Source organism: Actimicrobium antarcticum, assembly GCF_039536745.1.
GTDB lineage: Bacteria > Pseudomonadota > Gammaproteobacteria > Burkholderiales > Burkholderiaceae_D > Actimicrobium > Actimicrobium antarcticum.
This window is the reverse complement of sequence record NZ_BAAAZE010000005.1, coordinates 600,514-621,096: the sequence shown is the minus strand read 5'-3', so window position 1 is coordinate 621,096 and position 20,583 is coordinate 600,514. Positions and strand designations below refer to the sequence as shown.

Annotated in this window: 15 protein-coding genes; 5 read left to right on the top strand and 10 right to left on the bottom strand. The window is 58.4% G+C overall.

What is annotated here, in order from left to right:
* The first annotated feature begins 65 nt into the window (after positions 1-65).
* Both ABD720_RS05600 and ABD720_RS05595 read left to right on the top strand, forming a co-directional pair.
* Positions 66-1,070 (top strand): GGDEF domain-containing response regulator, encoded by a 1,005-nt coding sequence (locus ABD720_RS05600; RefSeq protein WP_344762253.1) that lies wholly within the window; start codon positions 66-68, stop codon positions 1,068-1,070.
* Positions 1,071-1,131: 61 nt separating this feature from the next.
* Entirely contained in the window at positions 1,132-2,718 is a 1,587-nt protein-coding gene (locus ABD720_RS05595; protein WP_344762252.1) for a hybrid sensor histidine kinase/response regulator, read from the top strand.
* Here ABD720_RS05595 and ABD720_RS05590 read toward each other — a convergent pair.
* The 8 genes from ABD720_RS05590 to ABD720_RS05555 all read right to left on the bottom strand — a co-directional run bounded on the left by ABD720_RS05590 (position 2,715) and on the right by ABD720_RS05555 (position 12,222).
* On the bottom strand, positions 2,715-3,860 hold the full coding sequence (locus ABD720_RS05590) for a hypothetical protein (protein ID WP_344762251.1): 1,146 nt from the start codon (positions 3,858-3,860) through the stop codon (positions 2,715-2,717). The two genes, ABD720_RS05595 and ABD720_RS05590, sit on opposite strands and share 4 nt — an antisense overlap.
* A gap of 82 nt (positions 3,861-3,942) precedes the next feature.
* Positions 3,943-6,258, bottom strand: a complete 2,316-nt coding sequence (locus ABD720_RS05585) for a hypothetical protein (protein ID WP_344762250.1) — start codon at positions 6,256-6,258, stop codon at positions 3,943-3,945.
* A 259-nt stretch (positions 6,259-6,517) separates the two neighbouring features.
* Entirely contained in the window at positions 6,518-7,648 is a 1,131-nt protein-coding gene (locus ABD720_RS05580; protein WP_344762249.1) for an alpha-hydroxy acid oxidase, read from the bottom strand.
* A 627-nt stretch (positions 7,649-8,275) separates the two neighbouring features.
* A complete protein-coding gene (locus ABD720_RS05575; protein WP_344762248.1) occupies positions 8,276-8,461 on the bottom strand; it encodes a hypothetical protein in 186 nt (61 codons plus the stop codon).
* A gap of 471 nt (positions 8,462-8,932) precedes the next feature.
* Complete coding sequence (locus tag ABD720_RS05570; protein ID WP_344762247.1) at positions 8,933-9,388, bottom strand: MaoC family dehydratase; 456 nt, start codon at positions 9,386-9,388, stop codon at positions 8,933-8,935.
* An 18-nt stretch (positions 9,389-9,406) separates the two neighbouring features.
* Positions 9,407-9,862 (bottom strand): MaoC family dehydratase, encoded by a 456-nt coding sequence (locus tag ABD720_RS05565; RefSeq protein WP_344762246.1) that lies wholly within the window; start codon positions 9,860-9,862, stop codon positions 9,407-9,409.
* Positions 9,863-9,878: 16 nt separating this feature from the next.
* Positions 9,879-11,018, bottom strand: a complete 1,140-nt coding sequence (locus ABD720_RS05560) for an acyl-CoA dehydrogenase family protein (protein WP_344762245.1) — start codon at positions 11,016-11,018, stop codon at positions 9,879-9,881.
* Between the two features lie 7 nt (positions 11,019-11,025).
* Entirely contained in the window at positions 11,026-12,222 is a 1,197-nt protein-coding gene (locus tag ABD720_RS05555; RefSeq protein ID WP_344762244.1) for an acyl-CoA dehydrogenase family protein, read from the bottom strand.
* A 357-nt stretch (positions 12,223-12,579) separates the two neighbouring features.
* On the opposite strand from ABD720_RS05555, the gene ABD720_RS05550 reads away from it, so the two are divergent.
* Together ABD720_RS05550 and ABD720_RS05545 are read left to right on the top strand one after the other, a co-directional pair.
* Positions 12,580-14,781 carry a carboxy terminal-processing peptidase gene (locus ABD720_RS05550; RefSeq protein WP_344762243.1) on the top strand — a complete coding sequence of 734 codons (2,202 nt, stop codon included), beginning with the start codon at positions 12,580-12,582 and terminating at the stop codon, positions 14,779-14,781.
* Between the two features lie 62 nt (positions 14,782-14,843).
* Entirely contained in the window at positions 14,844-16,316 is a 1,473-nt protein-coding gene (locus tag ABD720_RS05545) for a glycine betaine ABC transporter substrate-binding protein (RefSeq protein ID WP_344762329.1), read from the top strand.
* A 37-nt stretch (positions 16,317-16,353) separates the two neighbouring features.
* Here ABD720_RS05545 and ABD720_RS05540 read toward each other — a convergent pair whose 3' ends face one another.
* A complete protein-coding gene (locus ABD720_RS05540; protein ID WP_344762242.1) occupies positions 16,354-17,574 on the bottom strand; it encodes a PAS domain-containing sensor histidine kinase in 1,221 nt (406 codons plus the stop codon).
* 371 nt (positions 17,575-17,945) lie between these two features.
* Between ABD720_RS05540 and gshA the strand changes: the two genes are divergently transcribed.
* Positions 17,946-19,535, top strand: coding sequence for a glutamate--cysteine ligase (gshA, locus tag ABD720_RS05535; protein WP_344762240.1), 1,590 nt, complete (start codon positions 17,946-17,948; stop codon positions 19,533-19,535).
* Here gshA and ABD720_RS05530 read toward each other — a convergent pair.
* Positions 19,521-20,390: an acyl-CoA thioesterase gene (locus ABD720_RS05530; RefSeq protein ID WP_344762238.1), complete on the bottom strand. Its 870-nt coding sequence runs from the start codon at positions 20,388-20,390 to the stop codon at positions 19,521-19,523. The two genes, gshA and ABD720_RS05530, sit on opposite strands and share 15 nt — an antisense overlap.
* Between the last annotated feature and the right edge of the window lie 193 nt (positions 20,391-20,583).

Genomic DNA, 20,583 nt, shown 5'->3' with positions numbered 1-20,583 from the left:
TACACAAACTTATCGGGTGTTTCCGGTAGCGCACGACACGGCTGCTCCCGAACAGACTGCACTCAATGCTCAGCGCCCAAGATCTTTATGCAGCGAAAATTCTGGTCGTTGACGATAACCGGGACAACGTCAACCTGTTGCTCGCTATCCTGGAACAAGAGGGCTACAGCAACCTCGACTCCACGACGTCTTCGCTAGAAGTTGTCGCCCGTCACAAAATCAATCATTACGACCTGATCATGCTGGACATTCAGATGCCGTTGATGGACGGCTTCAAGGTCATGGATGAGCTACGCAAACTGGAGCAGGATGCCTGGTTGCCGGTCCTGGCCATCACCGCTCAGCCCGAACACAAAAACACAGCACTCGAAGCCGGAGCCAAGGACTTCATCAGCAAACCCTTCGATGTAGTCGAAATAATCCAGCGCATACGCAACATGCTGGAAGTGCGACTGCACTTCAAGAATGCGCTACGCAACAACGCCGAATTACACCGGCTGGCCCTGCATGATTCACTGACAGGCCTGCCGAACCGGCGCTTGCTCGAAGACCGCATCAGTACCGCGATCGAACATGCCAAACGCAAGCGGACCCACGTGGCCGTCATGTATATCGACCTTGATGGTTTCAAGGAAGTCAACGATACGCTCGGCCATGAGTCCGGTGACAGCCTGCTGCAGCTCGTGTCGGAACGACTGATCAACGCATCGCGCGGTGAAGATACCGTGGCCCGGATTGGTGGCGACGAATTTATGGTGGTTCTGGGCGAACTCAACGTCCCGGAAGATATCCACGGTCCGGCGCAAAAAATACTCGAGGAAGTCGCCAGGCCGTATCTGATCAATGATGTCGACGTCACCGTCACCACGAGCATCGGCATCAGCATTTATCCGTTCGATGCCGCGTCGGTCGAGATGATGATGAGCACCGCCGATCAGGCTTTGTATGAAGCCAAGCGCAACGGTAGAAATTGCTATCACGTTGCCTCCCTCGAACCTGTCGCCAATCAGGCTGGCTCGCCTGCAGCACCCGTCAAGAGCGCGCCACCAGTGCGCCGGGACATACCGTGAACCGGCCCCGGATTGTGTCAGGAATACCCGCCAACGCGGCACCTGATGTCGGGTGGCTGCAATGAGCGCCGAATTCGACTTTGTCAGCGTGCTGCGTGCCATGCCGGCGCGCTGCCTCGTGATGTTGCCGGATCAGCGCTTCACGATCCTGGATGCGTCCGACCGGTTTTTGCGTGATATCGGCATGGCGCGCGATGAGCTGGTCGGACGCGGTCTGTTTGAAGTCTTTCCGGCAGCGAGGTCCGGAAAGACGCGTGATCTGCTGGCACGATGGCATGCAGCGCTGGAAGAGATCCGTCACACGATGGATGCGCAGCACTTGCCAGCACAGCACTTTGGCCCGTCGCCGTCGCGTGGCGAGACGCGATGGGTGCCGGTACTCTTTCCGGTCGTAAACGCGAACGGTGAGCTGGAAGCTCTGTTGCAGCAAATGGACGATGTACCGCAACCCATCGTCATCGACAAGACCGAGATTCGGCTGGCTCAGGCCGCCGCCGAACATGCCAGCCTGGTCAAGGATGAGTTCCTGTCAACCCTGTCGCATGAACTGCGCACGCCGCTCAATACCATTCTCGGCTGGACCCAGGTACTGCAGCGCAGCACCGACTTCCAATCCGACAAAACCATCAGCGCATTGGCTACTATTGAACGCAGCGCACGTCAGCAAGCCCGTTTGATCGACGACTTGCTCGATGCCAGCGCGATCATGGCCGGCAAAGTGCATCTCGACTTGCGGCCAGTACGCAGCAGAGACGTGATTGTCTCCAGCGTCGATGTCTGTAATCCGGCGGCGCTGGCGAGGAATATCCGCATCGACACCGTGATCGACGATACCAGCACGGCCATCGAAGCCGATGCATCGCGATTGCAGCAGGTGGTCTGCCGGCTGCTGTCGAACGCGATCAAGTTCAGTGCAAACGGCGGCGTGATCACCGTGCACCAGGCCACCAGCGCGAACAAAGTCGTCATCACGATTACCGACAACGGCCAGGGTATTGCACCGGCATTTCTGCCGTCTTTGTTTGCGCGGTTCTCTCAGGCAGACGGCAGTAGCACGCGCAGCCACATGGGTCTTGGCCTGGGCCTGTCGATCGTCAAATCCCTCGTCAGCTTGCATGGCGGTCACGTCAGCGCGACTAGTCAGGGCATACAACAAGGTGCCACATTTACGATCGACTTGCCGCTGCTGCTGACCGATCTCGCGCCGCTGTCGGTCAGCAGCGATGGACACCCCGTGGAAGACAGTGACGAATGGCATGCCGACATCGTACTGGTCGACGACGAACCGGATGCCGGTGTAGTGCTGCAGGAAATCCTGCAAAACGCCGGTGCCACCGTGCGTCTGGCATTCTCGGCGACCGAAGCATTGCAAATGATCGATGAAAGACGGCCCGACCTGATGATTAGCGACATCGGCATGCCCAACATCGATGGCTACCAGTTGCTGCGATTACTACGCCAGCAAGAACCGGCGGATCACCCACCGATACCAGCCATCGCGCTCACCGCATTCGCTCGCCCTGAAGACAAACGACGCGCCATAGACGCGGGTTATCTGATCCACTTTGCCAAACCGGTGGAATCGGCCGATCTGGTGACCGCAGTGAAGCTGGCGATACGGCGGCCAAGCCGGATGCTACGGAATTAAAAAGTAGTCTGAAAACCGGCACTCGCACCGAGCGACGTGGCTTGCGACAAAGACCAGCGATTCGCGCGAACCTGCACATAAAACGGGCCATCACCGTAACCCAGCCCAACCGTCCCGAAGCGCGTTTCGTAGCCCGCCGTGAAGGCACCCACCGCCGATTGCCAGGTCACCGATGCCGAGGGTATCGTGGTCGCTGCGACGCGATCGGCCCCCAGTTTGAAGCGCCATTGATCGTCATGGTACGACAGGCTGGCAGACTGCGATGCGCCGATCGCGCCGGTTTTGCTGATCAGAGTGTTCTGACCAGAGAGCAAGGGCTGGTAATTCACATAACCATTGCTGTCGGTGCCGATGAAGCTGGAGCTGATGTTCTTTTGCACCAGTGGCAAATTCGACCAGCGCAGCCGGCTCCAGAGATCATCCACTGCCAGGTTCACCGAAAATCGTTCGTTCAGAGGCATTTGCAGCGCCAGCGACAAACTCGCACCGGACGATGTCCGTGACGTATCCGGCATGAACGGATAGCGATAACGCGTATTCGATTCCAGTAAGTGCGCATCGAAGCCGTACGTCCCGCTTGTCTGGTAGCTGGCAGTACCGCCAACGTCCGTATCCCTGTTGCGGGTAGTCCCGTACAGCGCACCCGAGACGGTCACCAGCAGACCATTGACGCCGGCCTGATCGAACGAAAACGTTTTGGCAACACGTACTCCGGTGGCAGACCACGACTTGAATTGCGCATCGAGATTGAACGCGCGTGCGCCATCCGGGCGCTGGCGCTGCTGGTACAAATGATAGAAATCGACTGTATCGCGACTGGCGTCGAGCGACCCTTCCTGGCGGTATTCCAGCCCAACCCGCCAGCCATCTTTCTCTACACCGACACTGGCGCGCTCGCGTTGCAGGAACACATTGCGGCCAGCGCGCGGCGCGTAACCCTCGCCCCACTTGCCGCCAAACTTCTCTACCGGGATCGCATCGTAAGCTGCCCAGGCACTGATCTCGGCGTAGGCTTGCCACACTGGACCTGGCGGCTGCCAAAGGGTGCCTCGTGGATCGCCGCTCAATGCTTGTTGCGCCATCGCGCTGGAGGATGCCAGCACGCCCAGTGCCATGACATTTTGCAGAATTAGTCGTTGCATGAATTCTCTGTGTTCCGGTTCACCCTATTAAAAAACCTGACGGCGCACCGTCAGGTCTGTGTCCATCAACTGCAAACTGCCATTACTTCAGCGACTGAAAACTGCCGTCGCTGTAACTGATCGTGCCGCTGCTGCGATCCAGGGTGGCTACCTTACTGCTGTTTTTGTAAACATCTCCCAGGTTCGCGTTGCCGTTCAAGACCAGCGAGATGCCACTGGAACTGGTCAGTTTGATCACCGACGGAACGGCACTGGTGGTGTCGATCAGGATCGTGTTGACGCCATCATCGAACCTGCCCGAATACGCAACCAGGCCAAATGCGATATCACTGCCCGCCAGGCTGACTGACAAATCAGCATGCGACGGCGCCTTGAACACGCCGACAAACGCGGCAGAGCCTTTGAGGAAATTGGTTTCCGAATCAGGCAGGCTGCTTTGGTACTGCGCGTAGTTGGCGGTTTTTGCAGTCAGCGTGCCGCTGAAGAACTCGGCACCGGCATTGGTGAAGCTGCCAACAAATCGCAGCTCGGTCGGTGCATACGACAGGCCAGAACCGTCCAACGAGAAATTCGTCATCGACAAGGTACCGGTGGCGCTACTGCTTGCACCGCCAACTGCCAGGACCAGATTGACTTCTTTCAAGCCTTGCGCGGCAAATGAATCGCCGGCCATGACGGCGCGGACATAGGATCCCGGCTTCAGGGCAAAGGAACCGACCGGTGCACCGGCCTTGATCGCCGTGATATCACCGGAAAGCCCAAAGCGTGTGGTGGCGTTATCTGCTTCCAGCGTGCGGGCGATGCTGACGTTCCAGGTTTCCTTGTCGGTAATGCTGACGCCATTTGTCGTGGTCCGGGCTGGCATGTCGCCGGCAATCACGACCGTATCGGCCACCCCCCCTGACGTGGTGTAAGCAATGGTCCCAGTCGCCGGCAGTCCGATCGTGACGGATGCGCCGACCACGACCGAGTTTTGATTGACCGAGTTGTCGGAATTGCGGGTAAACGTTTGATCTTCAAGCCGGGAGCGTGCCGAATACGTGTAACTCGTCAGCGAATCGGCCACGGGGGTGAGTGTGATGCCTTTGGTGTAAATCTTTCGCGTCGTCGCGGTATACGAACTCTGGACAGGTTGCTTGTTCAGACGGCAGCCAACGTTCAGAGCCTCGGCGCCGTTGTTGGCCAGAATCGTTGCGGCGGCATCGCTGAACAAAAAGCAACGTCCCACCTCGATGCCCTGATGCTTGATCGATTGATACACCGGAATCAGGGCCGAAGACGCAACGGTCGGATTCTGTTTCGCATACTTGAAATACGCAATCGCACGATCCGTCATCAGGACCCAGTTCGACAGGTCCTGATCCACCGGCGAGATGGCTGCAGTAAAGTCAGCTCGCACGCCGTTCGCCTGCAGATTCAGCGCACCTGTCTTTTCGGTATTGACCAGCATGCTCAGGTTAGTTCGGATGCTGCTGAAGAACGACTTGGCTGCAGCAATCGGATTGACCACGGTCGATCCGGTATTGACGGAGGACTGCGAGAATCCGTTAATGCCGTCCAGGCTTTTCAGGGTGGACTTGTTGATGGTGGTATTGGCAGCCACCGAATCGGCAGCATCGCGCACAGCGACTTGCGCATCCAGCGAAATTTCAAAGTTACCGCCTTTTAGTACCGCTGTTCCGCTGGTGGCATTGACGACACAGCGAATTTTTTCGCTGACTGTTCCGGCACAACTAAAGCCGTTGGTGCTGTCGTTGGCGATTTTCGAGATGGCTGCCAGCATTACGCTTTGCAACTTCTCGGAGGCGTCCGTGGATGATCCGGCGGAGTCGCTGTTGATGTTCAGTGGCTTGGTGGTCAGCGGATCAAAACCCAGTAATTTGACCACGCCGCTTCGCGCATCCGCGACATTGGCAACAGTCAGCCCACCGGTCGCACTGGCAGCCGCATTGACCAGCATTTCGGTGAATGGCGTGACGTGGCCCTTGATGGTGCTGCTGGCAGTGCTGTCGAGTTGCACCAGGCTGCGCAACGTAAATCCCGCTGGCATCGGAATATCGCCGCTGAATTCGTCGGCCATCGTGGTGGCGGCATCGGCACTAACTTCGATGGTGAATAAGCCGATCGTGCTGCCCAGATTGACCGAGTAGCTGCCATCGACTGAGGAAGTCCGGCTGCTCACCAGAGGTGTTGCCGACTTCACGCCAGCAGCGTCGACAGTGTAGACCTTGACGATGCCGTTCTTGATCAAACCTTTCGCCGCCACGCCTTCGAGCGTCCGCGTTGCTGCGACGACGGTGCCTCCGCCGGCGTCTGCGGAGCTACTGCTACCGCCACCGCCACAGGCGGCCAGTGTCAATACAAGTGAACAAGCCAGTGCTATTTTTGTGAGTTTCATGCCATTGCCCCTGAAAGATGTTGTGTACAACGCTTTTTGTGTCGACTACTACCAGTAGACTTTTTTATGTTAGTACATATCAACATTTACTTGAGGAATTTTTTTTCAGAGGTAATTTTCATCAAGCAAAGCTGGTTGTCATCCCAAGGCACGACCAGCAATTTTTTGTCTTACTTCATGCGTGAGCATTACAAAGTTACAGACAAAAAAAGACCGCGCCATCCCGGACGCGGTCTTTTTAGCGGTTATTCCGCCATTCCTACCCCAGAAGAATTTTCCGATCGACTTTTCTGATATCGGTCTGTCCGCACAGCGCCATCGTCACGTCCAGCTCCTTGTGAATCATTTCCAGGCATTTGGTAACACCCGCACCACCCATCGCACCCAAGCCGTACAACACCGGCCGACCGATATACACGCCACGCGCACCCAATGCCACCGCCCGCAAGACATCCTGCCCGGACCGAATGCCACCATCCATGTGGACTTCGATGCCATCACCAACTGCGTCGATTACGGCAGGCAACGCAGCGATCGAGGAGAGCGCACCGTCAAGCTGACGACCGCCGTGGTTCGACACGATCAATGCATCGGCACCGCTGCGCACGGCCAGCTGCGCATCTTCCGGGTCCATGATGCCCTTCAGGATCAGCTTGCCACCCCAGCGTTCCTTGATCCACTGCACGTCATCCCATGACAGCGCCGGATCGAACTGCTGTGCGGTCCACGACGACAGCGACGACATGTTTTCGACACCCTTGACGTGGCCGACGATATTGCCAAATGTTCGCCGCTGGGTACCGAGCATGCCCATGCACCAGCCCGGCTTGGTCATCATGTTGAGGATGTTCGGAATCGTCAGTTTTGGCGGCGCTGACAGGCCGTTTTTCAGATCCTTGTGGCGTTGCCCAAGTATCTGCAAGTCCAGCGTCAGCACCAGCGCCGAGCACTTTGCTGCTTTTGCGCGATCGATCAGATTGTTTACAAAATCGCGGTCCTTCATCACGTACAACTGGAACCAGAACGGCTTGCTGACATTGGCTGCCACATCCTCGATGGATGCAATGCTCATCGTCGACAACGTAAATGGAATACCAAACTTCTCGGCCGCCTGCGCGGCCAGGATCTCGCCATCGGCACGCTGCATCCCGGTCATTCCGCATGGCGCGATCGCCACCGGCATCGCCACTTCCTGTCCCGCCATCACGGTCTTGAGCGACCGGTTTTCCATGTTGATGGCAACCCGCTGACGAAATTTCAGATCGCCAAAATCATCCACATTGGCACGGTAGGTCGACTCGGTCCAGGAACCGGAATCGGCATAGTCATAAAACATGCGTGGAACGCGCTGCTCGGCGAGAACGCGAAGATCTTCAATGTTGGTGATCATGGGTGGGCGATTGGAAATGGTTGGTCAGGACGCTAATGTACGCGGGAATTTGCGGGGGTTGGTTGAAAGTTCTTCATGGGTGAGAAGCACAACGTGCGTGCGCGGCTGACGTCAGAGACGCACCGTTAGCAACCCTGGCGGAATTGTTATGGGAACCTGAAACGGTTGGTACTCTGAAGCATCGCAGGTTGTGCTGCGAAACTAGCCCGTTCAAGATTGGCAATGCCTGCAAATTTCGCCACGCAAACTACCGACTGTAGGGCTGCGAAGCTCAACCGGCTTCAGGTTCCCTGCGCGGTGAGTCCTGCGGTCTGCGGTCGATGGTCTACGGTAGGATCGCATGTTGGGCTGCGGAGCCCAACATGCGTCAAGCTTCCCGCGCGGTGAGTTCTGCGGTAGCTAATACGGTTGTTGCTCCGTGGAGTCAAGCCGGGGGCGGCCCGGCAGCCGGTCACTTCTTTTTGCTTCGCCAAAAAGCAGTAACCAAGAAAAAGGCGACCGCAAGACCGCTGCCCTGCGGGTTCCCAAAAACCGGGTACGGCAAGAGGGAAGCCCGCAAACTCGCTACGCTCAGACAGTGCGGGCTTCTGATCCTCTTGCCGCACCCGGTTTTTGGCAGCGATCTTTTTATGCGGAATTCAAGGTCAAAACCAAGCCCAGCCTTGGAACCAGCGAGATGGTCGTGCTCGCTTTGCGCGAGAAAACTTCCTCGTCGTGGTCGACATCAAGTTCAAAACCAACGTCAAAACCAACGTCAAAACCAACGTCAAAACCAACGTCAAAACCAAAACCTACAAGGCTTTTACAAGCCATCTTTCTCGCGCAAAGCGAGCCTGACCACCAATCAATTACCAAGGCTAGGCTTGGTCTTGACGTTGAATTCCGCATAAAAGGCCGCTGCCAAATACCGTGTCCGGGCAGGGGATAAGAGGGCCGCACTGTCTGAGCGTAGCGAGTTTGCGGCCCTCCCCCTGACCGGGCACGGTATTTGGGAACCCGCAGGGCAGCGGTCTAGCGGTCGCCTTTTTTTGCTTACTTTATTTGGCGAAGCAAAAAAAGTGAGCGGCTGCCGGGCCGCACCCGGCTTGGCTCCACGGAGCGCAACCGTTTTAGCTACCGCAGACCGCGCGTCGCCGCGACCCGCAAAGGAACCTGACGCATGTTGGGCTTCGCAGCCCAACCACCAGTCGGTAGTTTGCGAAGTAAAATTCGCAGTCAAGGCCTGACTTGGGCTACGGTAACGTCACCGACAGCACGCACAAGACTGGCAGCCGGCAACACCCCTCACGAATACCGTCGCGCAATCAACTCCGCCACACACACCGGCTTGTCACTCCCTTCCCGCTCGATCGTCACCTGCCAGGTCACCTGCGCACCACCGGCAATATCCTCAACCGCCAGCAAACAGATACGCCCCCGCAGCCGACTCCCGACCGGCACCGGTGCCGGAAAACGCACCTTGTTGAGCCCGTAATTCACCGCCATCTTCACATCACTCATCGTGATCGCCGACGCCATCATCATCGGCAGCAGCGACAACGTCAGGAACCCGTGCGCGACGGTTCCGCCATACGGTGACTCGGCGCGGCTGCGTTCGACGTCGAGGTGGATCCACTGATGGTCGCCAGTAGCATCGGCAAACCGCTGGACGCGCTCCTGCGTGATGTCGATCCAGTCCGACAGCGCGACTTCCTGGCCGGTCAGGTCTTTCAGTTCTTGCAGTGAGGCGATATTACGCATGCGTTCTCCATGAATTTTTCATTGCGCACGGCGCAGGAACAAGCCCCGACCCTTGATGGTAGCGACCAGTTCGTCCTTCTGGTTGTACGCTTCCCAGAGCGTCATCACGACACCCCGGTCGGGTCGACTGGTCGATGGCACGATGTCCAGAACCGTACTGCTGACGCGCAGTACATCACCCACACGCACCGGTTTGAGCCAGCGAATGTCGTCGATACCGGGCGAGCCCATGCTCGATGAGTCGCGCAGGTAGCCATCGACCATCAAGCGCATCATCATGCTGCAGGTATGCCAGCCGCTGGCGATGAGGCCGCCGAAAATGGATTTCTCGGCGGCCTGCTGGTCGATGTGAAATGGCTGCGGATCGAAACGGGTTGCGAACGCAAGGACTTCGTCACCATCGACGGTGACACTGCCCGCATCGAAGCGCTGACCGATGACGAAATCTTCAAAACAAACAGCAGGTTGTGCCATCCCGGTTGTCATGACATCAGGCCGCGTGCTTGAAGCCGGGCTGGGCCACGAAACGCGCCAGGTGGTGGTCGGTGTCGCCCAGCGTCAGTTCGATGATGGTCAGTCGTTTGAAGTGATGCGCTGCCGGCAGCTCGTTGGTCACGCCCATGCCACCGTGCAGCTGGACCGCCTGCTGACCGACGTATTTCATGGCTTGCCCGATACGGGCCTTGGCTGCCGAGACAGTCCGACGACGCTCCACCGCATCCGGCGATGACACTTTCACCGCAGCCAGTGTGGCCATCGAACGGGCCTGTTCCAGATGCATGAACATGTCCGCCATGCGATGTTGCAAGGCCTGGAATTTGCCGATCGGTACGCCGAATTGCTGGCGGGTTTTCAGATACTCAAGCGTTGAATTGTTGAGTGCTTCCATGGCGCCCACCGCTTCGGCGCACAGCAGCGTCACGCCATAGTCGGCGGCGGCGTCCAGAATTTCCCAACCCTGTCCTGCCGCGCCGAGCAGCGCCGATGCCGGCACCTGTACATCGCTGAACGTGATATCGGCAGCACGCTGGCAGTCGATGGTGCGGTAATCGCGCATCGTGATGCCGGCTGTGTTGGCCGGCAGAACGAACAGCGAAATTCCGTCGGTATCACGACGCGCGCCGGCACTGCGCGCCGACACCACCAGTGCCCCCGCCTGCGCACCGTGCAGCACGATGGTCTTGGTACCGTTCAGGACAAACCCGTCACCTGTTGCTGTGGCCGTAACGGCGATATCGAACAGGTCATGACGCGCCTGCTTTTCGCCGAGGGCACAGGCCATCAGCATCGCACCGCTGGCAACCTGCTCCAGCAGATGCGCGTGACCGCCAGCCAGCTTCAGGAACTGCGCGCCCAGCACGGTCGCAAAATAGGGTTCGATGACCAGGCCGCGGCCGATCTCGTGCATCACCACCTGCATGTCGAGCGCCGAACCATCGAAGCCGCCCTGCTCTTCCGGAATCGGCAACGCCATCATGCCCAGTTCGGTCAATGTGGACCAGGCGACGTCCGAGGTGCCGCTGTCGGAGAGGACGATTTTCTTGCGCTGTTCGAAGGTGTAATCCTTCTCGACCCAGCGTCGCAGGGCATCGGAAAATTGCTGCTGTTCTTGCGTGATATTGAAGTCCATGTCGTCCTCACAGTCCCAGAATCATTTGGGTGATGATGTTTTTCTGAATTTCGTTCGACCCGCCATAAATCGAGGTCTTGCGATAATTGAAGTAATACGACGCCAGCGGCGCTGCATCGTCATCTTCCGACGCGCTGTGCTCGGTGGTGCCTTCCATGAATCGGGTATCGAACGGCAGTCCGTACGGGCCCACTGCTTCGAGCATCAGCTCGGTCAGCGCCTGCTGGATTTCGGTGCCCTTGATCTTCAGCATCGAGGCTTCCGGACCCGGCCCGCGCTTGACATTGTCGAGCGAGATTACCCGCAGCACAGTCACTTCCAGTGCCATCAATTCGATTTCCAGCGAGGCGACCTTGGCGGCGAACACCGGATCATCCAGCAGCGGCGCACCATTTTTTTGCTGGTCGTGGGCAATCCGCTTGAGGAATTCCATTTCGCGCTTGGCGCGGCCGACGGCTGCAATATTGGTGCGCTCGTGGCCGAGCAGGTATTTGGCGTAGGTCCAGCCTTTGTTTTCTTCGCCGATCAGGTTGTCGACGGGTACTGACACGTTATCGAAAAACACCTCGTTGACTTCATGATCTTCATCGAGCGTGATGATAGGCCGCACGGTGATGCCCGGCGTTTTCATGTCGATCAGCAAAAATGAAATCCCTTCCTGCTTGCGCCCGCCAGTTTCGGTGCGCACCAGGCAAAAAATCATGTCGGCATGCTGGCCCAGCGTGGTCCAGGTTTTCTGGCCATTGACGATGTAGTGATCGCCCTGGCGCTCGGCGCGGGTTTTCAGCGACGCCAGGTCGGAGCCCGAACCCGGCTCCGAATAGCCCTGGCACCACCAGTCTTCGCAACTCAGGATGCGCGGCAGGTAGTGGCGCTTTTGCGCTTCGTTGCCGAATGCCATGATCACCGGTGCCACCATGTTCACGCCGAACGGCAGGATAGGCGGTGTGCCGGCGTGGGCACATTCTTCTTCCCATATATGGCGTTGTACCGGTGTCCATCCGGTGCCGCCGTATTCGACCGGCCAACCGGTGGCGACCCAACCCTGCTGTGCGACGATCTTGTGCCAGCGCACCAGATCGTCTTTTGACAGGCGCTTGTGATTGAGCACCTTGTGCTGCAAGTCGGCTGGCAGATTCTGCTCCAGATAACCGCGAACCATGGTGCGGAACGCTTCATCCGTCTCGGTGTAATTCAAATCCATGCTGTCTCCTCCGGTGGTCTTGGACTGATGTGGTCATGCTCGTTTTCCAGCAAGAATAGCACGACCGTGCAATAAAATTTCATGCAATTGAATGCGGCTGACTTCTCTGTCTTGCACTGCCATGACACATGACCTCTTTTACAATCTGACGTTGAATCCCGACGTGAATCCAATCCCGATCTTATCCAGTAAAAATATGCGGAACCCGAACTCGTGTTACACAGGAAGCACCAGACGACACACAAGCGCAACACCCGACCCGCACACTGAACCCGAGGTCGCTCCTGCGCTGACTACGACAATCCGATTACTGGCGGCGCAACAGCAACGCGCCGCTTAACTTGCAAGCAGCTCACTATGAAAAAACATCTATTGTGGATCGCCCTGGCGGCAACTCTGGCCGGACCGACCGCCTCGTTTGCCATCGCCGTCACGGGCCCCATCCGGCTCGCGCCGTCACCCCAGCAATCCGGTGTCGCCCATTTGGCGTCGGAAGTCGTCTCGCGGTTTCATTACAAGGCACTGCCGCTGGACGCGGCCATGTCCGGCAAAATTTTCAATCAGTACCTGAAATCGCTGGATGGCGAAAAAATGTATTTCGTCCAGGCCGACATCGATGCGATGTCCAGCCAGCGCACCATCCTTGGCGCCGCCATCCTGCGCGAGAACCTCGCCGGCCCGTTTGCGATGTTCAATCTATACACGCAGCGTGCTTCCGAACGCTTCGCTTACGCGCGCAGCATCATCAAGGGCGGCTTTGATTTCAGCACGCAGGAAACCTTCCAGCCTGAACGCGAAAATGCCGCCTGGCCAGCGTCGAAAGCCGAACTCAATACGCTCTGGCGCAAGCATGTCAAGAACGACTGGCTGCGCCTGAAACTGGCCGGCGAATCGGACCAGCGCATCGCCGAGACGCTCACAAAACGCTACGAGACCGCGCAGAACGACGTCAAGCGCGTCACGACCACCGAGGCGTTCGAGACGTTCATGAACGCCTACACAATGGCGATCGATCCGCATAGTAATTACATGGGTCCGCGCTCGGCACAGGAATTCGACATCGCGATGAGCCTGTCGCTGGTCGGCATCGGTGCCACGATGTCCCAGAAAGATGGCTACAACACGGTGCGCGATCTGGTGCCCGGTGGCCCGGCGATGCGCTCCGGAAAACTCGAGGTTGGCGACCGGATCGTCGGCGTTGCCCAGGGCACCGGCAGCCCGATGGTCAGCGTGCAGGGATGGCGCCTGAACGACACGATTCAGTTGATTCGTGGAAGCGCGGACACGACAGTGGTACTCGATATCCTGCCAGCTGATGCCGCCTCCGATGGTGCGCGCAGACAGATTTCACTGGTGCGCAAAAAGATCGAACTGGAAGATGGCGCTGCCAAAAAAACCATGTTGTCGGTCGTCGATGGCAAGGTGACCCGGCAAATTGGTGTGATCTCGTTGCCGACCTTTTACCGTGATTTTGAAGCGCAACAGCGCGGCGACCAGAACTACCGCAGCATGACGCGCGATGTCGCAAAATTATTGGGCGAACTGAAAACCGCCAAGGCCGATGGCGTCTTGATCGACCTGCGCAACAACGGCGGCGGATCGCTGGCCGAAGCCATCGGACTGACCGGCCTGTTCACCGGCAAGGGTCCGGTACTGCAGCAACGCGATGCCAAGGGACAGATCGTCGTCGATAGTGAAACCAGCGCCGGCGCGGCGTGGGATGGTCCGGTTGGCGTGTTGATCAATCGCGGCTCGGCGTCGGCCTCCGAAATTTTTGCTGCGGCGATCCAGGACTATGGCCGCGGGGTCGTCATTGGCGAGCGCAGTTTTGGCAAGGGCACCGTGCAAAGCACAATCAACCTGGACGACCTGCTCAAGCGTAGCAAGCCGATGCTGGGCGAACTGAAAATGACGACGGCGCAGTTTTTCCGCATCAACGGCAGTACCACGCAATTGCGCGGAGTCAATCCGGATGTGTCGTTTCCGACCGACTTCGGCACCGACGACCGCGGTGAAGCAGCGTTCGACAATGCCCTGCCGTGGGTACAGATCAAGCCTGCCAGTTACGCCGCGTCCGGCCAGCTGAAATCGGTCATTCCGATGCTGGTCACGCGCAGCGGTACGCGCATCAAGGCGGATACCGGCTTCCGCAATATCGAAGAAGATATTGCCCGCTTCGTAGCGCAAAAAAAGAAGAACGACATCTCGCTCAACGAGACCGTTCGACGCAAGGAGCGCGAGGAACAAAAAGCGCGCCTGACTGCCCGTCAGGCAGTCAATATCGGCAGTGTCAGTCCGGGCGTGGCACCCGCCAAACCGCGCACCTGGCTCGATGATGGACTGCAGGCCGACGAGCGCGATCTTGCCGTCGAACTGGCAGCCGGCAAAGCAAAAAAAGATGCGAAGGATATCCTGCTGCAGGAAGCCGCCCATGTAGTCAGCGACCAGGCCGGATTGCTGGACGAACAAAAAGTGAATGCCGAGGCAGCGGTACCGAAAAAGCCGATGGCAGCGAAACCGGCCGGGCATGAGACACTGCCGGCCGGGTCGGGCACCTAAGTTTTTTCGGTGAGACCCGGCACATTACCGGGAGAACACCGTTGGCTTCATCCATCAAATCCATGCTGGTCGCACTGCTGGTGCTACTGGCATGGAGCTCGTCAAACGCCGCTGACCCGGCGCTGCAGATCGGCTCCAAGCGCTTCACCGAATCCTATCTGCTGGGCGAAATCCTGACTCAGACGGCGGCCAGACACACGCCCGCGCGGCATCAGCAAGGTCTGGGCAATACAGCGATTGTCTTCAGTGCGCTGAAGGCCGGCAGCATCGACCTGTATCCCGAATATCTTGGCACCATCAATAGCGAAATCCTCAAGCACACCACACCGTCTTCCTTCGAGCAGATCCGGCAAGAGCTGGCACCGCTCGGATTGGGTATTGCCGTCAAACTGGGTTTTGACAATACCTATGCGCTGGCCATGCGCGGCACGCCGGCCGGCGGCCCGACCACGCTGGCCGACCTCGCGGGGATGCCGCCATTGCGTCTGGGCCTGTCGCATGAATTTCTCGGACGGGTCGATGGCTGGCCGGGTCTGGCGCAACGCTACGCCTTGCCGCAGCAACCCACCGGCCTGGACCACGGCATTGCCTATGAAGCATTGATGGCGAAGCAGGTCGATGTCATCGACATTTATTCGACCGATGCCAAGATCGGCAAGCTCGGGTTGCGGGTACTGACCGATACCGACCATTATTTTCCGAGTTACGAAGCGGTGCTGCTGTATCGACTGGATGTACCGCAACGGTTTCCGTCCGCGTGGGCCGCGCTGGGTCAGCTTGAGGGCAAGATCGATAACCGGCGCATGATCGCGATGAACGCGGCCGTCGAACTGGATGGCCAGACGTTTGCCGCAGTAGCAACACAGTTTGTTGCACCGACGGCCACCGCGCCGGGGGTGCGTGCGAGTTTCCTGGACAAGCTGTTTGGCGAGAATTTCTGGCGACTCACGCGCCAGCATGTCCTGCTGGTCGCCTTTGCGCTGGTGGGTGCCAGCCTGATCGGGATTCCACTGGGCGTGCTGGCAGCGTTCGTGCCGCGACTACGGCAGACGGTGATGGCCATTGTTGGCATCCTGCAGACCGTGCCTGCGCTGGCATTGCTGGCGATGCTCATTCCCTTGCTCGGCCGGATCGGCACCACGCCGGCGCTGATCGCGTTGTTCCTGTATGCGCTGCTGCCGATCGTGCGCAATACCTGTACCGGCATGCTGCAGGTGCCCGCCGGTTTGCGCATGGCCGCGCTGGCGCTGGGCCTGACACCGCGCGACCGTTTGCTGCATGTCGATTTGCCGCTGGCTTTGCCGGTGATCCTGGCGGGATTGAAAACAGCGGCAGTGATGAGTGTCGGTACCGCCACGATCGCAGCCTTCATCGGTGCGGGCGGCTACGGCGAACGCATTGCCATCGGGCTGGCGTTGAACGATAACGCGATGCTCCTGGCCGGCGCGATTCCGGCGGCGGTGCTGGCACTGTTGACGCAATGGCTGTTTGACTGGCTGGAACATCTGCTGATCAAAGGAACTGCTGGTCACTAGCCAGCACCGGCAGCGCATCCCAAAAGCCGATCGCCGCCTACCCTTCCTCGGCGACGATCGGAATCGTGATCCGCAACGTCGTCCCCCTGCCGCGCACGCTGTCGATCGTCAGCTCTCCACCAAGATGACGGATGCGCTCGGTAATACCGACCAGCCCGAACGAATTGACCTTGCGCCGGCAACCGGGCCGGATACCGATGCCATTGTCGGCAATCGACATCAACAGCCGATTACCGTAGCGCTTCAGCGCAATGCGTACCTGGCTGGCCTGCGCATGGCGGTTGATGTTGGTCAGCGATTCTTGCAGGATGCGAAACAGCGCCGTTGCGCGGTGATCCTCCAGCTCGAACTCCGCATGGTCGAACATCAGATCGCAGCTGACATTGCTGCGCCGGCGAAATTCCTTGACCTGCCATTCGATTGCCGCATGCAGACCGAAGTCGAGTACGCCTGGACGCAGATTATTGATGATGGCGCGCACCGAGCTCATGATCGCGTCGATCTGGTTCAGGGCGGCACTGGCCTTCATGGCCAGTAGCGGATGGCGGGTGCCCGCGCGCACCAGCAGCATCGATACATCGATGCGCAACGCCAGCAGATTCTGACCAAGCTCATCATGGATTTCACGCGCAATCCTTTTGCGCTCATCTTCCTTGATCTGATCCTGGTGGGCGGCCAACTCGCGCAGCAGGTTCTGCAATTGCAACAGCTCCTGCTCGATCCGGCGTCGCTCCGTGACTTCCGATTTCAGCAACAGGTTGGCCCTGACCAGCGAGCTGGTCCGCGTTTCGCGGGTGGTCTCTTCCGGAGCTCTGGCCTCATCCGTCGTCAGCAGAGAACTGTCCCGTGCGTCGAACAGCGCCTCGTCAGGACCGGTCAGCTCACGCAGCAGCAAGCCATAACCGCAGACCTGGCCCTGCTGGTCCGCGAGACGTCGCAATTCGCCACGCACCCGCACAGGTGAACCGTTCTGGCGCATCCGCCAGCCATCGCATTGCACGCTCTTTTTGCACCGCGCCTGCTTCAGATCGAATTCCGGACGACCCGCCGCAATGAGCTGCGGTGGATACAGACAGCTCAGATGCCGCCCGAGGACGTCCTCTGCCCGAAACCCGATGATGTGCTCGGCGCCCTTGTTCCAGCTAGCGATGTGTCCCTGCTCATCGAGCGTCATCAGCGCAAAGGCTTCCAGTTCGTCGGCAAAAATCCGCAGCGGGTCTGGCAACGTGTGATCACGCTGCTGCGAATCCGGATTCACGGGAACACGGTCAATGGGTGACGAAAGGGATTTGAACGACATGCGTTGAACAGTCCTCTGATAACTCCTGGAAGAGTCATTCATGGTTATCGAGACAATAACAAACAGAAATGTGACCAGTGAAAGAATTGGTTGATCGAGTTTAGCTGAACTCGGGATGCGCGGGCACCCCATCGTCATGAGCCGGTCATGCAAGCCACCTACCATGCGCCTTGAAGTTCCAGGGGTTTAGCCCGCACGCCGACAGCGATGCGGGCTTTTTTTATGCCGGTGGCAGTATTTCGCCGCCGAACCGCCCATGCTAATTTCGGTTATATTCTGCGACCACAGCGTACCGGTTCGACCACGCTAACGTTTTTAAAGGAAATACATTGAGCGATCTTCTCCACCAACGCCTTGCCCTGCTGTCGACCGATGCCCATCGCGCATTGCTGTCCCAGGGCCGGCGCGGCATCGAACGGGAAACCCTGCGAGTCGATCAACACGGCGATCTGGCGCTCACGCCGCATCCCGTTGCGCTGGGTGCAGCGCTGACGCATCCGACCATGACGACCGATTATTCCGAATCGCTGCTCGAATTCATTACGCCGGCCGAACACGACATTGCCGATGCACTGACGCAGCTCGATACGGCACATCGTTTCTTCTATGCGAACACGACGGATGAGCTATTGTGGAGCGAGTCGATGCCCTGCCATTTGCCGGATGAAGCAACGATACCGATTGCCTGGTACGGCACGTCGCACATTGGCATGCTGAAGCATGTCTACCGGCGCGGACTGGCGCTGCGTTACGGCAAGGCGATGCAATGTATCGCTGGTATCCATTACAATTTTTCGCTGGCAGAAAACCTCTGGCCGGTCCTGCAGCAAGCCGAGAAGTCGCCCGGCTCGGCAACCGATTACCAGTCGGAAAGCTACATCGCATTGATCCGCAACTTCCGCCGCTACAGCTGGTTGTTGATGTACCTGTTCGGTGCCTCGCCGGCACTGGCCCGCGACTTCATGCGCGGCCAGCCGCACCAGCTCGACGAGCTCTCCGGTGACACGCTCTATCTGCCGTATGCCACTAGCCTGCGTATGAGCGATCTCGGCTACCAGAACAATGCCCAGGCCGGCCTGGTCCCCCCTTACAACGACCTGGCCAGCTACATGAAAAACCTGGCCAATGCGGTCAAGCAACCGTTCCCGGCCTATGTGGCACTGGGTACGCAACGCGATGGCGAGTGGGTTCAGATCAGTACCAACGTGCTGCAGATCGAAAACGAGTTTTACTCGACGATCCGCCCGAAACGCGTCATCAACAGCGGCGAGCGTCCGGTCGAAGCTTTGTGTGCTCGTGGCGTCCAGTACATCGAAGTGCGCTGTCTCGACATCGATCCGTTCGAGCCGCTCGGGATCGACATCAACACGTCGCGTTTCATGGATGCGTTCCTGCTGTTCTGTGCACTGGACGAGAGCCCGCTGACGACCGACGACGAAGGTCTTGAAAACACGCGAAACTTTGCGCTGACCGTCAAGCAGGGCCGGTTGCCCGGCGTCCAGTTGCAGCGCGATGGCAGGTCTATCGGTCTGAAAGAATGGGGCATGGAACTGCTGGACCGAATTAACGCGGCCGCCAGCCTGCTCGATACGCAGCAAGGCAGCTCGGTCCACAAAGACACGCTCGCCAGCCAGCGTGCCAAACTGATGGACCCAACATGTACGCCGTCGGCTCGGGTGCTGGAGGCCATGAAACAGCACGGCAACTCGTTCCTCGACTTTTCATTGGCGCAAAGTCAGAAGCACGCAGCATACTTCCGCAACCGGCCACTGCAACCAGCGCAACTCGATGCCTTCCACGTACAGGCACGGGTATCGATGTCAGATCAGGAGCGCATGGAACGCGAGCAAACCGGCAGCTTCGACGAATTCATCGAAGCCTATCGGGCCCGCTCGCTGACACCGTCAAGCTGCGACTGAGTTACCGCGCATCCGGATCAATCCTTCTTGCGCGACCGTGACAACCAGCGCCCCCTGCTGGTCGTAGACATGGGCAAACGTCAGGCCGCGCCCACCCGAGGCGTTCGGGCTGTCCATGCAGATAAGTAACCACTGATCCATCCGGAATGGTCGGTGGAACCAGATCGTATGGTCGAGGCTGGCGATTTGCAGGCGCGGATCACCCAGCGTGATGCCATGTGGTTGCAAGGCAGTCAGCAGCAGACTGTAATCGGACACATAAGCAAACAGTGCTTCATGCACCAGCGGATCATTCGGTAGCGCGATCGGTGCACGCACCCAGAGTTGCTTGCCGCTGTCAGCCGTTGACGTCTTATAAATATCACCGTCCCCGGTGGTCCGAAAGTCGACCGGCACCGGAACAAATGGCAAGCCATTGGCGGCAGCGCGCTCCCTCCATCGGGCAATACCGGATTCCAGCGCATCGGGCTCCGGTGCAGACGGCATAGGCTTCTGGTGCGACAGGCCGTCTTCCTCATCCTGAAACGATGCCGACATCACGAAAATACGCTTGCCTTCCTGAAACGCGACGACACGACGCGTGCTGAAGCTACCCCCATCCCGCACGCGCTCGACCTCGAACTCGATCGGCAGGCGATAGTTGCCGGGCAAAATAAACAGCGAGTGCAATGAATGCGGGCGACGCAGCGGCACGGTCTGCGCCGCCGCATGCAGAGCCTGCCCCAGCACCTGTCCGCCAAATACTCTGGGGCTTCCCATGAAATGGCTTTGACCGATGTAGCGGTCGACGCCGGCCGGCGTCAGGTTGAGCAGATCGAGGATCTCGGGAGTATTGAACAGCGTGGAATCGACCATGAGGACCGCAGACTTGGAGTAAAAAAAATTCATTATCCTGTAGAGAGGTTTTTTTACATAGGCAGGATCGGCTCAATCGGAAATCTTATTGCCATAAAACACCAAATTAAATCGGTAACGGCATCCAATTCGCGTCTATCCACCGTAAAATTGCCGACGACGTGTGCCCGTATTCAGGCTTGTTGCCTGTCCT

Excerpts from the sequence above, each read along its gene's own strand:
- ABD720_RS05600 (WP_344762253.1), top strand. The coding sequence starts at position 66 with ATGCTCAGCGCCCAAGATCTTTATGCAGCGAAAATTCTGGTCGTTGAC.
- ABD720_RS05595 (WP_344762252.1), top strand. The coding sequence starts at position 1,132 with ATGAGCGCCGAATTCGACTTTGTCAGCGTGCTGCGTGCCATGCCGGCG.
- ABD720_RS05590 (WP_344762251.1), bottom strand. The coding sequence starts at position 3,860 with ATGCAACGACTAATTCTGCAAAATGTCATGGCACTGGGCGTGCTGGCA.
- ABD720_RS05585 (WP_344762250.1), bottom strand. The coding sequence starts at position 6,258 with ATGAAACTCACAAAAATAGCACTGGCTTGTTCACTTGTATTGACACTG.
- ABD720_RS05580 (WP_344762249.1), bottom strand. The coding sequence starts at position 7,648 with ATGATCACCAACATTGAAGATCTTCGCGTTCTCGCCGAGCAGCGCGTT.
- ABD720_RS05575 (WP_344762248.1), bottom strand. The coding sequence starts at position 8,461 with ATGGCTTGTAAAAGCCTTGTAGGTTTTGGTTTTGACGTTGGTTTTGAC.
- ABD720_RS05570 (WP_344762247.1), bottom strand. The coding sequence starts at position 9,388 with ATGCGTAATATCGCCTCACTGCAAGAACTGAAAGACCTGACCGGCCAG.
- ABD720_RS05565 (WP_344762246.1), bottom strand. The coding sequence starts at position 9,862 with ATGGCACAACCTGCTGTTTGTTTTGAAGATTTCGTCATCGGTCAGCGC.
- ABD720_RS05560 (WP_344762245.1), bottom strand. The coding sequence starts at position 11,018 with ATGGACTTCAATATCACGCAAGAACAGCAGCAATTTTCCGATGCCCTG.
- ABD720_RS05555 (WP_344762244.1), bottom strand. The coding sequence starts at position 12,222 with ATGGATTTGAATTACACCGAGACGGATGAAGCGTTCCGCACCATGGTT.
- ABD720_RS05550 (WP_344762243.1), top strand. The coding sequence starts at position 12,580 with ATGAAAAAACATCTATTGTGGATCGCCCTGGCGGCAACTCTGGCCGGA.
- ABD720_RS05545 (WP_344762329.1), top strand. The coding sequence starts at position 14,844 with ATGCTGGTCGCACTGCTGGTGCTACTGGCATGGAGCTCGTCAAACGCC.
- ABD720_RS05530 (WP_344762238.1), bottom strand. The coding sequence starts at position 20,390 with ATGGTCGATTCCACGCTGTTCAATACTCCCGAGATCCTCGATCTGCTC.